We start from the raw sequence: 15,068 nt of genomic DNA on the forward strand, positions 1-15,068 counted from the left end.
GGAGCCGGAGACGTGGCACAACAAGCAGCAGAACTGACATTAGTGATCACCAACCCGACGGAAACCGGTGGTGGCGCCAGCATTGAACATAGCTTCGGAACCCGTGGCGGTTCCATCGGCACCGCGGCCAGCGACAGCTGGCAGCTTTCGCCTCACCGTACCGGCGCTGTCGCCGGTCATGCCGAGGTGCGTTACCTGGACGGTGGCTTCTGCCTGATTGATCGCAGTGGCCGGACCTACATCAACAGCAGCAGTCAGCCTGTGGGGCGGGGCCGTCGTGCCCGACTGAGCCACGGCGACACCGTGACCATAGGCCGCTACCAGATACGGGCCGAACTCTCCGGCGTCCCGGCGGCTGTCGGTGAAACCGACCACGACGCACGCGAAGATCATGGTCTGGTGGATGCACCCGAGAATGGTTTGCGGCATGCCGCCAACGAACAGAGCCGGCCTGAAGGTCGCGAGCCTCTGGAGGGTTTGCAGCCGGCAGCCGGCGATCCGGTCAGCTGTGATCCGCTGGCGCCCTGGCAGCAAAAACCGACGCGCCCGGACGAGGAGGCTCCCGAGCTGCTGGCCAGCGACCAGGCCTGGTTTGCCCGTTCGGCTGAGGTTAGCGATGAGTACCGGGAGAACCGGGATGTGGCCATGGGCCTGCCGGTCACCCCACAACGCGAGCATAAGGAACGACAGGGAATGTCCGAAACGACACGAAACATGCGGGAGGTCAGCCGCCAGCACATCAGTGGTGCACCACTGCTCCGGGGGCTGGATGCGGATATTGATTTTGCCGACAGCGACGAAATGCGGCTGTTTCTGGAGGAAGCCGGCCAGACCCTGAAGGCAACGGTGGAAGGATTGCTGGCGCTGCATCAGGGCGAAGACAGCCGTCACCAGGCGCTGCGCACCCGCTTGCAGCCCATCGAGGACAACCCGCTGCGGCTGGCCAACGACTATCCGGACACCATTCAGACCCTGTTTGCAGCCCAGCGCAGCCCGGTGCATCTGTCGGCCCCCGCCGCTGTCCGTGAGAGTCTGGAAAGCCTGAATCACCACCAGCAGGCCACCCGGGAAGCCATTCGCGAGGCGCTGGAAGCCATTCTGCACGCCTTCTCACCGGAAGCCCTGTTGCGCCGGTTTCACGGCTATCGCCGTGGTTTGCAGGACAACGAAGACGAGGGCCGCTGGGCCTGGGATATGTACCAACACTATTACCGTGAACTGAAATCCAGTCGTCAGCAGGGTTTCGAACGCCTGTTCCAGGAAGTGTTCGACCAGGCTTATGACCAACACTTGCGCCAATTACAGAGGGAGAAACTGTTGTGAAGTACTGCAAATGGAGCTTGCTGGTTGTTGCTTTGATTCTGGCGGGGTGTAGCACCCCTTACAACGCGGTGACCAAGACCGCCAAGGTGCTCTGGGATCCTGATATTCCTGTTGGCTACCCGGAAGATCTGCCCAGCCGGGTGGATCTCACCATGCTGGCGGAACCGAACGTGAACCCGAATGAATCCCTGGCACCCACCCCCATTGCGTTTCAGGTGATTGAATTGCGGGACAGCTCGCTGCTGATGGCGGGCGATTTCGACCAGCTGTTGAACGACCTGGAGGACTCTCTGGGCCAGAACTACGTGGACCATAGCGATTACAGCCTCGTGCCCGGCCAGTTCAAATTTGTCGAGCCCTTTGAGGTCAGCACCGACACCCGCTACATCGCCGTGATCGCCTTCTACGCCTACCCGAACCTGTCCCAGTGGAAAAAAGTGGTGAAGGTCGACCCGATTGGCGGACGGTATCACCTGCTGGTGAACCTGCGCGAACGTGAAGTGCAACTCAGACGGTCGGATGAAAGCTAATGGCAGTCACGAATCGAGTGGTCTGGAGTGATGGGCTGTTCATCAAACCCCAGCACTTCCAGCAACAGCAACGCTATCTGGAACACCAGATTAATGAACGGGCGCTGGCCGTCTCGGACTACCTGTTCGGGTTCAGTGATCTGGAGCTCAATGCCGAATACCTGAGTTTTGGCCGGGTCGGACTGGTGCGGGCCTCCGGACTGTTTCCGGACGGAACCCGGTTCAACCTGCCCCAGGACGACGTGATGCCGGAGCCGCTGGAGATCACCGATGCCTCGGTGGCCAACCAGGTGGTCTATCTGGCTTTACCTCTGGGCAGCGATAGCCTGGCCGAAGTCGAATGGCCGGAAGCGCCCGTGGCCGGCCGGTTCCAGGCGCAGCCGGTGGAAGTGCGGGATCTGCATTCCATTGACGGCGATGCTCACACTATCGATGTGGGGCGGGTGGCTCCGCGCCTGATGCTGGAGCGGGAAGACCGCAGTGCCTATGCAGCACTGGCCATTGGCCGGATTCTGGAAAAGCGCCCCGATGGCAGCCTGGTAATGGACCCGAACTTCCTGCCGACCATGCTCAGCGTGCGCTCGGCGCCAAGGCTTCAGCGCTTTGTCGGTGAAATGGCGGGTTTGATGCAGGAACGGGCCCGCAACATTGCCGAACGGGTGGGCGCGCCCGGGCAGGGCGGTGTCGCCGATGTTTCGGATTTCATGCTGCTGCAGATGCTGAACCGGGCGCACCCGCGTTTCATGCACCTGGCACGGCTGCGTCAGCTGCACCCGGAGCGTCTGTACGAAGCGCTTCTGGAGCTGTGTGGCGAGCTGGTCACCTTTACCGATGAAAGCCGTTTGCCGAGGGAATTCACCCCTTACGATCACGATCTGCCGGAAGGCTGTTTCAGCCCGCTGATGCAGATTCTACGGCAGGCCTTGAGCACGGTCCTGGAGCCCCGGGCGCTGTCGATTGCCCTGCAGCAGCGCCAGTACGGACTCACCGTCGCACCGGTTCAGGATGGCCAGTTGATGAACGACGCCGAGTTCATTCTGGCGGTCAAAGCCGATATGCCACTGGACGACCTGCGCAAACAGTTTGTTCAGCAGTGCAAGGTGGCCTCCGTGGAGAAGATTCGGGATCTCATCAGCCTCCAGCTGCCGGGTATCCCACTGTCGGCACTTCCGGTGGCCCCGCGTCAGTTGCCCTACCACGCCGGTTTTGTGTATTTCCGATTGGACGATCAAAGCCAGGCCTGGCAGATGCTGGACAACGCCAGTGGATTTGCCTTCCACGTGGCGGGCAGCTTCCCGGGGCTGGAGATGCAATTCTGGGCTATCAGGAGCTAAATCATGGCAGATGCACCGGTAATGGACAGACCAGACAACACCAGGGATTCGGGTGATCGTGCATTCAGCGACCTTTTGTTTGCCGATAGCGGCGCCGGCCAGTCGCCGGTTGAATCCGATGACAGCAGCTTCCAGCTTCGTGGCCTGGAAGATAACCGGCTGATTGACGCCGCCACCCCGCTGCTGGGACTGGTTATTCGGGTGCGGCGACTGGCGGATTTCCGCGAGGTGGAAACCCTGTACCAGCAGGTAGTGGACGAAGTCGCCGCCGTTGACCGGGAACTGGTGGAGCAGGGCTATGAGCGCCCCACGGTGGTGGCCTACCGCTACGTGCTTTGCGCCTTCATCGACGAGGCTGTGCTGGGTACCGACTGGGGCGCCCACAGCGTCTGGTCACAGCATTCGCTACTCAGCCGATTCCATAACGAAACCTGGGGTGGCGAAAAGGTGTTTGCCATCCTGGCCCGCATGGAAAAAGAGCCGACTCGTTACCGGGACATGCTCGAGTTCATCTATCTGTGCCTGTGTCTGGGTTTTGAGGGTCGCTACAAGGTCATGGAAAACGGTCGGGACGAATACGAACAGGTGGTTCGTGGCCTCTATGACCAGCTTCGCGAACTGCGTGGCGACCGCGACAGCCGGCCGCTGGCTGATGCCACGGAAAACCTGATGCCGGCCCGCAACCGACTGCGCAGCGGCCTGCCCTTGTGGGTTATTGGAGGCCTGTTCGTGGCGGCCATGGCCGGGATCTATTCGCTCTATAACATGGCGCTGAACGAACGCATCAGGGATGTGCTCAGCGTTCTGGAACAACTACCGAAATAAGGACATCATTGTGATTCGGGTAGAACTGCCGGCGCTGATCGGGCGCCTTAACGACATTTCACGCCAGGCTCTGGAAGCCTCCGCGGCCCTGTGCATCAGCCGTCAGGGCGCCGAGATTACCCCGGCGCACCTGCTGTTCAAACTGCTGGAAACGCCGTTCTCGGATGTGCGCCAGATTCTGGAACACACCGGCATCAACTACCAGCAACTGCAACCCGTGGTGGGTGACAGCCTGAACGGCGAACCTCAGACCGCCGAACCGTATCCGTCGTTCTCGCCGCTGCTGGTAGAACTGATGCAGGACGCCTGGCTGCTGGCCTCCACCGAACTCGGCCATACCGAACTGCGTTCCGGCGCGGTGTTTCTGGCCCTGCTGATGAACGCCGATCGCTACCTGATGCCCCGGGTGGCGCAGGCGCTGGTGGACATCAACCGGGAACAGCTGCGCAAGCAGTTTGATCGGGTAACCGAGGGTTCTGTGGAGCGTCCGCAGCTGACGGAAAGCGGTGGTGCCAGGCCAGCGGTTGAAGCCGATATGGACCCGCTCAAACGTTATGCCTCCGACTTCACCAAGCTGGCCCGGGAAGACAAACTGGACCCCGTGGTGTGTCGCGATGCCGAGATCGATCAGATGATCGATATCCTCTGCCGTCGCCGCAAGAACAACCCCATCGTGGTGGGCGACGCTGGCGTGGGCAAAAGCGCCGTGGTGGAGGGCCTGGCCCTGCGCATCGTCAACGGCGACGTGCCGGACCGCCTGAAGAACGTCGAACTCTGGACCCTGGACATGGGTGCCCTGCAGGCCGGTGCCTCGGTGAAGGGCGAGTTTGAAAAACGCCTGAAGGGCGTGATCGAAGCCGTGAAAGGTTCGGCGACCCCGATCATCCTGTTCATCGACGAAGCTCACACCCTGATCGGTGCGGGTAACAGCGAAGGTGGCTCCGACGCTGCCAACCTGCTGAAGCCAGCCCTGGCCCGTGGCGAACTGCGCACCATCGCTGCCACCACCTGGCGCGAGTACAAGAAATACTTCGAAAAAGACCCGGCTCTCAGCCGCCGGTTCCAACCGGTGGCCCTGGACGAGCCAACGCCGGGCGAAGCAGTCCACATCCTCCGTGGCCTGCGCACGGTCTACGAAAAAGCCCATCAGGTACTGATCGCCGACAGCGCCCTCAAAGCCGCCGCTGAAATGTCCGCCCGTTACCTGGCCGGTCGCCAGCTGCCGGACAAGGCCATCGATGTTCTCGATACCGCCTGCGCCCGGGTCAGCCTGAACCTGAGTACACCGCCACGCCGTCTCAGCCACGTGCGCAGTGAACTGCACCAGCTGGCCATGGAACAGGAGCTTCTGAGCCGGGAACACACGCTTGGCCAGAAGGTGGATGCCGAGCGGGAACAGGCTCTGGAACAGAAGATTGCTGACCTGACCGCCGAATCCGGAGCACTGGAACAAAGCTGGAATGACCAGAGGGAGCTTGTTGCCCGGCTGGTCGAGATTCGTGAACAGCTGTTGGCGGGGGATGTCGAGGGCGAAACCGCCGATGACGTTGCTGTTGAGTTGGCCGAGAGCGACCACGAAGAACGCCCGGACCTGAAAAGCGAAGCCGCCGCCATCGAACAGGAATTGGCTGAACTCCAGGCCGACGAACCGTTGGTACACGCCCGGGTGGATGCCCGCCAGGTGGCCGAAGTCATCGCCGACTGGACCGGCATCCCGGTCAACCGCATGACCACCGACGAGCTGGAAAAAATCACCCACCTGCCGGCGTACCTGCAGGCCCATATCAAAGGCCAGGACACCGCCATCGACTGCCTGCACCAGCACCTGCTCACCGCCCGCGCCGACTTGCGCCGGCCGGGTCGCCCCATGGGCGCCTTCCTGCTGGTAGGCCCCAGCGGCGTCGGCAAAACCGAAACCGTGGTGCAACTGGCCGAACTGCTCTACGGCGGCCGCCAGTTCCTCACCACCATCAACATGTCCGAATATCAGGAGAAACACACTGTCTCCCGTCTGATCGGCTCGCCCCCAGGCTACGTCGGATTCGGAGAAGGGGGCATCCTCACCGAAGCCATCCGCCAGAAGCCTTATTCCGTGGTGCTGCTCGACGAAGTCGAAAAAGCCCACCCGGAAGTGCTTAACCTGTTCTACCAGGCTTTCGACAAAGGCGAACTGGCCGACGGCGAAGGCCGGTTGATCGACTGCAAAAACGTGGTCTTTTTCCTGACCTCCAACCTCGGCTTCCAGACCATCGTCAACCACGCCGAAGAGCCGGAGAAAATCGAAGAAGCCCTGTACCCGGAACTGGCCAACTTCTTCAAGCCGGCATTGCTGGCGCGGATGGAAGTGGTGCCCTACCTGCCGCTGGGTGAAGACACTCTCAACCGCATCGTTGAGGATAAACTCCAGCGCCTGGCGGATCAGATTCAAGCTCGCTACCACACCGAGGTGGAACTGGAAGACGGCCTGGTCGAAGCCATCCGCAGCCGCGCCACCAGAAGTGAAAACGGCGCGCGGATGCTGGAGTCGATCATCGAAGGCGAACTGCTGCCACCGGTGTCGCTGGCGTTGCTGGAAAAACTGGCGGCCAGGGAGCCGGTGACGAAGGTGAAACTGGGTGTGGAAGAAAACAGATTTACAGGAACCGTCGCTTAGCCTGGAGGCCTCCTGAATCGTAGTGCACCGTGGGGTTGAGCTTTCCAAAACCCTGCGGAGCCATGGATGGCGGAGCGGAGCCTACAGGGATGTATTCACGGCGTGTTTTGGAAAGCTCAACCCCACGGTGTGCGGGCGGCGAGCGATGAGGGAGCGTACAAGGATGTATTCACAGCGTGTTTTGGAAAGCCACTCCGCAGGATGCGCGGGCGACGATCTCCTAAGTAATTATTCTGGGAATGAAAGCATGGGAAGGATGCAGAAGGAACTGCACACCGGCATCGATCTGGCGGTGGCACTGATCAAACAGGACACATTGCCAGCGCTGTTGAACACCGCCACCCGCCAACTCGAAAGCGCCTTCGGGCTCAGCAAGTGCTGGGCGCTGGAACTCGACCTCAGCGGCCGGACCCTGCACTGCAGCAAACTGGACGAAGCGGGCGAGTTTGATTGTAACGACTTCAGCCACCCCTTTGCCCACGTGCTGCAGACAGGCCAGCCGCGGGAACTCACCCGTGCTGCCAGCTATCGCCTGGATCATGCCGGCTTCCAGACGCTCCTGGAACTTAGTGGCCGCCCAAGAAGCTTCTGGCTGGAGCCATTAAAGGGCGAAGATGGCCGCACCCTCGGCATGCTCGTGTTGTGCGGCGACCATCCTGACTGGCAGGGCATCGTTACGCAGCCACTGTACAGCGGCCTGAAGCAACTGCTGGTGCATCAATGGATCAGCCAGCTGCAAACCCGTGACCAGGTGTGGCAACGGCGGCTGCTCAAGCGCTCCCTGGACCACCTGCACGATGCCGAAAGCCTGCGCCAGCGCTGCAGCCAGTTAGCCTATACCCTGGTTGGCAATTCCGAAGCCATGACCCACCTCCGGGCCCAGGTGGTGCGAGCGGCTGGCAGCCAGCTGTCTGTGCTGATTCAGGGCGAAACCGGTTGTGGCAAAGATGTAGTGGCCCGGGGCATCCACGATATGTCCGACCGTGCCAGTGGGCCTCTGGTGGTGGTCAACTGTGCCGCCATCCCGGACACCTTGCTGGAGAGTGAACTGTTTGGTCACACCAAGGGTGCCTTCTCCGGTGCCGACCAGGCCAAAGAAGGCCTGCTGGCCCAGGCCAACGGCGGCACCCTGTTTCTGGATGAGATTGGCGATATGCCCATGGCACTGCAATCCAAATTGTTGCGGGTGCTGGAAAGCCGACAGTTCCGGCCATTGGGCGCCAGGGAAGAGCAACATTCGGATTTCCGCCTGGTGGCGGCCACCCATCAGCCGCTTCAGGAGGGCATTGAGGATGGCCGGTTCAGGCGTGACCTGTTCTACCGCCTCAGCCAGTTTCCCCTGCGCGTTCTGCCACTGCGGGAACGCAGTGAAGATCTGGAAGCGCTCAGCCGTCACTTCATCCGGCTCTACACCGAGCGCGAGGGCAGTGGCCCGCTGGGCATCAGCAGCCATGCCCTGAGTGCGCTGGCCGACTACCACTTCCCGGGCAATGTCCGGGAACTGCGCAACATCATCGAACTGGCCTGTCTGCAGACCCCGGCCGGTGACGACATTCAGCCGGAAGTCCTGCGCCTGGACGATCTGTTTGCCGACTCCCCGGAGTCGACCATGGCCTTCGTGGAAGCCAAAACCATCCCGGGCGTACCTTCGGCCGATGATATCCGCGACCTGAAAGCCGCCGCCCAGGCCTTTGAGGCCGCCATCATCCGCGAACGTCTGCGCCAGTATGGCGGCAATCGCGCCCAGGCCGCGGAAAGCCTGGGCCTGCCAAAACGCACACTGGCCCATAAATGTTTGAAGTATCAGGTAACCGACGTATGACCCTGAAAGACCTGCACCGATTGCCCTTGATGGTCCTTCTGCTGGTGAGTGCCAGCAGTTGGGCCGATACCCGCCTGGCGGAAGCCGGGGCCTGCACTGAACAACCGAACCGGCTGGAACGTCTGGCCTGTTTTGATGAGGTGTTCGGTACGCCGTTGGCGCAGTACGAGGCCGGCCAGCATCCGGCATTGGTGAACCAGTCTGAGCGCTGGCGCCGGGTGTTTGCACAGGCCAGCGGGAACGATGCCGGCGGGGTGGTCTATCGCGACACCGGCAGCGCGGCGGGTCACCTGGTGACGGTGACCGCGCTCGGGGTAAAACCTCCACGCCCGGTGCTGTCGCTGCAGTGCCACAACAACATCACCGAGCTGGCCATCATGCTGCCGGAGCCACTGGATCGCGAGCGAGTGGACGTAACTCTGGGGCCCCATCGGGCACACTGGCGGGTTCGGGATGAAGGTTTGGTGGTCAGCGCGGGTCGCGGCCTGCCCGCTATCCGCACCGTACTGGATGTGGTCAACCAGCCGGATGTGCGCCTGCAGGCGGGGGTTCGGGAGCTTGATGGCCTGCTGTTTGATCTCAACGGCTTTGCTGAGGCGATCAAGCCTTTGCGCCAGGCCTGTGGCTGGTAAGGAGTGATGGCATGCAGGTGATTGAACAGCATCCTTACGTGGATCAGGTACTGAACCCGATTCCGGGTGACACCGGGGTAGGCGAAAGCCTGGCTGAAGACAGCACGCTGGAGTTTCTCGAAGACGAGATCATGAAAGTGGGCTCGCTGGCCCACAACGACATCGACTGGCACAAGGTTGAAAGCGAAGCACTGAAACTGCTGGCGGATCGCAGCAAGGACCTCAAGGTGCTGGGTTTTGTCATGCTCAGCCTGCAACGCGGCGGCGATGGTGAACGGTTTGCCCTGTCGCTGTACCTGCTGCATCGGGTGCTGGACGACTGGTGGGAAAACGCCTGGCCCTATCCCGGTGCCAAGGGGCAGCGGGCTCGCAAGATGCTGTTTACGCAGATGCTGCAGCGGGCCCTTAAAGCGGTTGAGAGCCTGAACTTTGATGCCAGCGTAGGAGATGGTCGTCAGTTCTGTCTGGATCTGGTTGAGAAACTGGATACCCAGGCCAAAGACCGGGATTTACCTGACGACGCCCTGTTCGACCTGAAGCGGGCCGTGGAAAAGCTGCCCAAGCCGGACCAGGCCACCGCGCCCCGGACGGCGTCTGAAAACACCCCGACAAACAAACGGGAGACCACGGCCAGCTCATCGCCCTCCAGCTCGGCCAGTTCCAACACTACGGCCGCGTCGCTGGGCAACCTGACACTGGACCCAAGTAATGAGCGTGCGACCCGACAGAGTCTGCTCAAGGTCGCCGAACTGCTGACCAGCAGCGAACCGGACAACGCCCTGGGCTACCGGATGCGTCGGTATGCCATCTGGCAGAGTATCACCAGCCTGCCGCCAACCCGGGATGGCAAGCGCACAGATCTGGCCGCCGTCAGCGCAGACCGGGTGGCCGAGTACAAGGAAGCTCTGGAGAAAACACCGGACCTGGAACTTTGGCAGCGCATTGAACAAAGCCTGTCGGTCAGCCCGTTCTGGCTCGATGGCCACTGGCTCAGCGCCCGGGCGGCCATGGCCCTTGGCAATACCGATTGCGCGGAGGCCATACGGGAAGCCCTGAAAGCGTTTGTCGACCGCCTGCCGCAACTGGCCGAGCTCACCTTCAACGATGGCACACCGTTTCTCAGTGACGATGGTGCAGATTGGTTGCACACAGCCCCCGCGGCTGGCAAAGGAACGGGCGTAGGTGCCAACCCCTGGGAGCAGGCATTCGACGGTGCGCTTGAGCTGGTGCGGCAGAACAAACTGGCGCCGGCCATGGAACTGCTGGAGCAGGGTCTGGCCGATGCCCGGGAGCCGCGCGAGCGCTTCTACTGGCGCCTGGCCACGGCCCGGCTGCTCAAGGAAACCGGCCTGAAAGCCCTGGCCGCCGAACAGATTCAGGATCTGAAAAATCAGATCCAGGGGCGGGTTCTCGATGACTGGGAACCGGCTCTTATAAAACAACTGGAACGACTGGCGTAACGCCCGCAAGACGCAACGAACGCAGGAATGGAAACCATGTGGAGAAAAGCATTACTCATTGGTCGTTGGCTTCTGCCCTACATCCGCAGCGCCGCCCCCGTCACCCTGGCTCTGGGGGTAATTGCCCTGCTGGTAGCCACCTGGTGGCTGGGGCCACGCCTGGAAATCAACGGCGACTACCCGTTGATGGCCTGGCAGATGCGTGCTCTGGTCACCCTCGGGGTGGTCCTGCTGGTGGTGATGGTCTGGGGTACCATGCTGGCCCGTCGCCTGGGTAAAGTGAACAAGGCCAAGGCCGAGGAGCAGCGGGAGCAGGAAGACCCGATTCTGCCCATGGAGCGTCGCCAACAGCGGCTGCTGGACCGCCAGCTGCAGGCGTTGAAAAGCAATCTGCCGGGTCGCAAGGGCCTGTACCGTCTGCCCTGGTATCTGGTGATGGGCCTGGAAGATGCCGGTAAGACCAGCCTGATTCAGCGTGCCGGGCAAACCTATACCCTGACCAACGTCACCCGTAACAACCGGGGCGACCGTAACCCGTTCAGTTTTGACTGGTGGATTGGCGACAACGGTGTCCTGATCGACCCGGATGGCGAACTGCTGAGCCAGAACCAGGGTGAGGGCGCCACCGGCGAAATCCAGAGCCGGCTGTGGAACCACTTTATCGCCTGGCTGGAACGCAGCCGGCCCCAGCGGCCGCTCAATGGCGTTATCCTGGCTGTGGATCTTGCGCGCCTGAGCGCCGCCAACGAACGACAGCGTGAAGCCCACGCCATCCTGCTGCGCACCCGCCTGCGGGAGCTGATGGAACAGCTTGGGTCCCGGCTGCCGGTGTATGTGACTTTCACCAAGATGGACCTGATGTACGGGTTTGCGCCGTTTGTCCGTACTCTCAGCAAGGCGGAGAAGGACAAGGCCCTGGGGTTCACCTTCAGGCTGGACGGCCAGCAGGATCAGGACCAGTGGCTGGAACAGTTTGCCGAGCGTTACGCCGATATGGTGGATGAGCTCACCGAACGCCTGCCGGACGTGCTGGCCAACACCCGTGATAACGAAGAACGGGCGGCGGCTTATTCGTTCACCCGCCAGTTGGCGGGCCTGAAGCCGGCCATGGAGCAGTTCCTGACGGATTTGCTGTCGGCGGATGCCTTCTCCACACCGGCACTGGTACGCGGCACCTACTTCACCTCGGTGTTGCAGGAAGGTGTGCCCGAGGACGCCTTTGTCTCCGCTGCTGCCCGGAACTACCAGATGTCCGACCCGATTCAGCCGGCCCAGCGTGGTGGCCAGTCTGCGAGCCTGTTCACCAAGGGGCTGTTCCCCGAAATCATCTATCCGGAGGCGGGCCTGGCCGGGGATAACCGGCGGGTGGTGCGCCAGCGTCATCGTCGGGTGGCCGTTGCCGCCGTGGTGGCTCTGGCCGCCGGTGCGGGCATGACGGCGGGCTGGCAGCACTATTTTCTCCAGAATGCCGAAGCGGCCGCCCAGGTGGAAAACCGGGTGAAAAGCTATCTGAACGACTGGCAGCCGGTTGGCTACGAGCCGGACACCACCGGACGTAATCTGCTGCAACCGCTGGATGAGCTGCGGGATGCCACGCTGGCCTTCGGCGATTACCGCAAGGAGTGGCCGCTGGTGACTGATATGGGGCTGTACCAGGGGCACAAGGTGGGCCCGGAAGTGGATAAGGCCTACCTGAACATGTTGGCCTATCAATACCTGCCTGCGCTGATGTTTGGTGTGATGGAGGAAATGGGCCAGGCCCCGGATAACAGCACTGAGCGGCTCGAACACCTGCGCGTGCTGCGGATGCTTTACGATGCCAGCGGCCGCCGTACCGACATCGTGTCCGGTTACATGCGTGAATACTGGCAGGCCCGTTTCCCCGGCCAGCGCGATGTGCAGAATCGCCTGTATGGGCACCTGCAATACGCCATGGCCCACACCGACCTGTCGGACCTGGCAGCCAACGGCGACCCAACCGCCACTATGGCTCTGGCGCCCTTCCGCAGCAGTGTTGAATGGGCACAGCACGAGCTTGGTCGTATCAGCACCTCAGACCGCGTATACCGCGAGCTGGAGAATGAGGCCAGCCGTGATTTCCCGACCCCACTGGAACTGGCCCGCAGCTCCGGCCCGGCGTTCTCGACCGTGTTCACACGCCTGGACAGTTACGGCGAGCCGCTTGCCGAGGATGTGCCGTCTGCTGAGGATCCACTCTCGATACCAGCGTTGTTGACCCGGGAGGGACTGGAAAAATGGTTCCTTCGGGAATCCGGATCGGTCACCGAACTGGCCTTGATTGACGCCTGGGTGCTGGGCCGTCGGGATGATGTTGATTTCAGCAAGGCCGATGAAGCCGAACTGCTGGCCAGCCTGCAAACGCTGTACGCCGAGCACTATGCCGAGGCCTGGCGCACAGCGCTGAGCCGACTGGATATCCATCGGTTTGAGGATCTCAACCACGGCGTTCGTATTCTCGACAGCCTGACCAGCGGCCATCAGCCACTGGCCCGATTGCTGGCGCAGGTGCGGGAAAACACCCGCCTGATTCCGGTAGGTGAAGGCGAAGCGGAAGCCGCACGCAAGTTGCTTGAGCAATCTCCCCATTACCGCATGCTGCAGGACATCGAGCGCCAGTTCAGTGATCTGAACCAGCTTACCCGCAAGCAGGGTGAGGAGCCGTCTGGGCTGGAGGAAGTCATGCTGGTTGTGGGTGAGCTGCATGAATACATGCGAAACATCCAGGAATCCCCGGATACCGGCAAAGCCGCCCTCAGTGCCGCTCGTGCTCGCATGGGCCTGCAGGGCGCCGACCCTATCTTCACCCTGCAACGCATGGCGGGTCATCAGCCGGAACCCCTGAACCGGATACTGAACCGCCTGGCCACCGAAAGCTGGCGGGTGGTTCTGGACAGTGCGGTGGCCCAGTTGGAGCGTGACTGGTATCGCGAGGTTTACCAGCCATTCCAGCAGAACCTGGCCCGGCATTATCCGTTTACCCAGGGGGCAGGACGTGATGCCGCGCTGCAGGACTTCGAGCGCTTCTTCGCGCCGGACGGTATTCTGGAAACCTTCTACAACGACAACCTGAAGCTGTTCCTGGAAGACCATCCGGAACATGTGGGTGATGCCCGCCGGGCCAGCCTGGTGCGCCGGGACGTGGTTGCTGCGCTGGACCGTGCCCGGCAGATTCGCCAGGCGTTCTTTACCCGCAGCGGTACGCTGGATGTGGAATTCGCGCTGGAACCCCTGAACCTCAGCAACAACAAACGTCGCTCGGTGGTGAACATCGATGGCCAGCTGGTGGAGTTTTCCCATGGCCCCAGCCAGAGCATTCCGCTGGTATGGCCAAACACCCTGCGGGACACCGTGGAGAGCCGGGTAACGCTGGTGCCGATTCAGGTTAACCGATCGCCCCGGAGCATCTCCGAGAGCGGCCCCTGGGCACTGTTCCGGTTGCTGGGTAAAGCGGACATTACCGGTGTCAGCAGCAATGCGGTGGACGTGAAGTTCACGGTGGATGACGGGGAAATGCGTTATCGCCTGCACGCGGCCAGCAATACCAACCCGTTCACAGAGCAATTGCTCTCAGGGTACCGCATACCCCGCAGCTTGTATTAAACTGTGTTCCGTCGCCCGGGTATGTGTGCCCGGGTTGGCGGGAGCCGGCACCCGGATGGCGCAGGCTGAAAACGGATACATTCAATCTTCAGGGATCGAAGTCATGCCCCAGGCAAGCGGATTGCAGTTCACCGCCCGTGTAGGCGAATTCCCCTCGGACCACTTTGTTGTTGTCGGCTTCGCGCTGACCGAACGGCTGTCCGATCTGTTCCATGGCCGGTTGCAACTGGCCAGCACCGACCCGGATGTGGCCGCCGCCGATGTACTGGAACAGCCGGTAGACCTGTTGGTGTGGCAGGACGGCCAGCCCCTGCGCCGATTTACCGGCGTGGTGAACGAATTTATGCGAGGCGACACCGGCCACCGCCGCACCCGCTACGAAGTCGTCATCCAGCCGCCCCTGTGGCGCCTGGGCCTGATGCACAACAGCCGCATCTTCCAGACCCAGACCACCGACGCCATCGTGCGCACCCTGCTCGAAGAGCGGGGCATTGTGGACTCCATCTTCGACTTCAAACGCCCACCGGAAGAACGGGAATACTGCGTCCAGCACCGGGAAACCGACCTGCAGTTCCTGGAACGCCTGGCCGCCGAAGAAGGCTGGCACTACCGCTACCAGCACGGCAGCGTGGATGGTGAAGAACAACCGGCACTGATTCTCGCCGACCACCACGGCGACGCCCCGAAACTGGACCCGGTCACCTGCAACACCAAAGCCGGTGGCAGCACCCAGCAGGCCTGCGTGTTCCAGTTCGCCTACGAAGAACGGGTCAAAGCCGCCTCCGTGGCCATGAAGGACTACACCTTCAAGAACCCCGCCTACGCCCTGATGCATGAACAAAATGCTGGCGGTGTTAACCACCGGGAA

10 protein-coding genes are annotated in these 15,068 nt (G+C 61.8%); all 10 read left to right on the forward strand.

Going from position 1 to position 15,068, the window contains the following annotated elements; all coding sequences use genetic code 11:
* Positions 1–12 precede the first annotated feature (12 nt).
* Positions 13–1,323 carry a type VI secretion system-associated FHA domain protein TagH gene (tagH, locus tag Q675_RS25415; protein ID WP_031211193.1) on the forward strand — a complete coding sequence of 437 codons (1,311 nt, stop codon included), beginning with the start codon at positions 13–15 and terminating at the stop codon, positions 1,321–1,323.
* Positions 1,320–1,853: a type VI secretion system lipoprotein TssJ gene (gene tssJ / locus Q675_RS25420; RefSeq protein WP_011787131.1), complete on the forward strand. Its 534-nt coding sequence runs from the start codon at positions 1,320–1,322 to the stop codon at positions 1,851–1,853. The genes tagH and tssJ overlap by 4 nt, the downstream gene beginning before the upstream one ends.
* Entirely contained in the window at positions 1,853–3,187 is a 1,335-nt protein-coding gene (tssK, locus tag Q675_RS25425) for a type VI secretion system baseplate subunit TssK (protein ID WP_014422964.1), read from the forward strand. The genes tssJ and tssK overlap by 1 nt, the downstream gene beginning before the upstream one ends.
* Before the next feature lie 3 nt (positions 3,188–3,190).
* Positions 3,191–4,012 (forward strand): type IVB secretion system protein IcmH/DotU, encoded by an 822-nt coding sequence (gene icmH / locus Q675_RS25430; protein ID WP_023010924.1) that lies wholly within the window; start codon positions 3,191–3,193, stop codon positions 4,010–4,012.
* Positions 3,978–6,665 (forward strand): type VI secretion system ATPase TssH, encoded by a 2,688-nt coding sequence (tssH, locus tag Q675_RS25435; RefSeq protein ID WP_081698847.1) that lies wholly within the window; start codon positions 3,978–3,980, stop codon positions 6,663–6,665. Before icmH ends, tssH begins: the two co-directional genes overlap by 35 nt.
* A 256-nt stretch (positions 6,666–6,921) precedes the next feature.
* On the forward strand, positions 6,922–8,487 hold the full coding sequence (locus tag Q675_RS25440) for a sigma-54 interaction domain-containing protein (protein WP_023010926.1): 1,566 nt from the start codon (positions 6,922–6,924) through the stop codon (positions 8,485–8,487).
* The gene (gene vasI, locus Q675_RS25445) at positions 8,484–9,119 is read left to right on the forward strand and encodes a type VI secretion system-associated protein VasI (protein ID WP_023010927.1); all 636 of its coding nucleotides are present in this window, start codon (positions 8,484–8,486) and stop codon (positions 9,117–9,119) included. Before Q675_RS25440 ends, vasI begins: the two co-directional genes overlap by 4 nt.
* A gap of 11 nt (positions 9,120–9,130) precedes the next feature.
* Entirely contained in the window at positions 9,131–10,579 is a 1,449-nt protein-coding gene (gene tssA / locus Q675_RS25450; protein WP_023010928.1) for a type VI secretion system protein TssA, read from the forward strand.
* 27 nt (positions 10,580–10,606) lie between these two features.
* Positions 10,607–14,200, forward strand: a complete 3,594-nt coding sequence (tssM, locus tag Q675_RS25455) for a type VI secretion system membrane subunit TssM (protein WP_031211195.1) — start codon at positions 10,607–10,609, stop codon at positions 14,198–14,200.
* A gap of 103 nt (positions 14,201–14,303) precedes the next feature.
* On the forward strand, positions 14,304–15,068 hold a 765-nt coding region (gene tssI, locus Q675_RS25460), incomplete at its 3' end, for a type VI secretion system tip protein TssI/VgrG (RefSeq protein WP_036193126.1).

Origin of the sequence: Marinobacter sp. EN3, assembly GCF_000475315.1 — a bacterium.
GTDB lineage: Bacteria > Pseudomonadota > Gammaproteobacteria > Pseudomonadales > Oleiphilaceae > Marinobacter > Marinobacter nauticus.

What these genes read in the sequence shown, in the direction of transcription:
- tssK (WP_014422964.1), top strand. Translation starts at nt 1,853, where the DNA reads ATGGCAGTCACGAATCGAGTGGTCTGGAGTGATGGGCTGTTCATCAAA.
- icmH (WP_023010924.1), top strand. Translation starts at nt 3,191, where the DNA reads ATGGCAGATGCACCGGTAATGGACAGACCAGACAACACCAGGGATTCG.
- tssH (WP_081698847.1), top strand. Translation starts at nt 3,978, where the DNA reads ATGTGCTCAGCGTTCTGGAACAACTACCGAAATAAGGACATCATTGTG.
- Q675_RS25440 (WP_023010926.1), top strand. Translation starts at nt 6,922, where the DNA reads ATGCAGAAGGAACTGCACACCGGCATCGATCTGGCGGTGGCACTGATC.
- vasI (WP_023010927.1), top strand. Translation starts at nt 8,484, where the DNA reads ATGACCCTGAAAGACCTGCACCGATTGCCCTTGATGGTCCTTCTGCTG.
- tssA (WP_023010928.1), top strand. Translation starts at nt 9,131, where the DNA reads ATGCAGGTGATTGAACAGCATCCTTACGTGGATCAGGTACTGAACCCG.
- tssM (WP_031211195.1), top strand. Translation starts at nt 10,607, where the DNA reads ATGGAAACCATGTGGAGAAAAGCATTACTCATTGGTCGTTGGCTTCTG.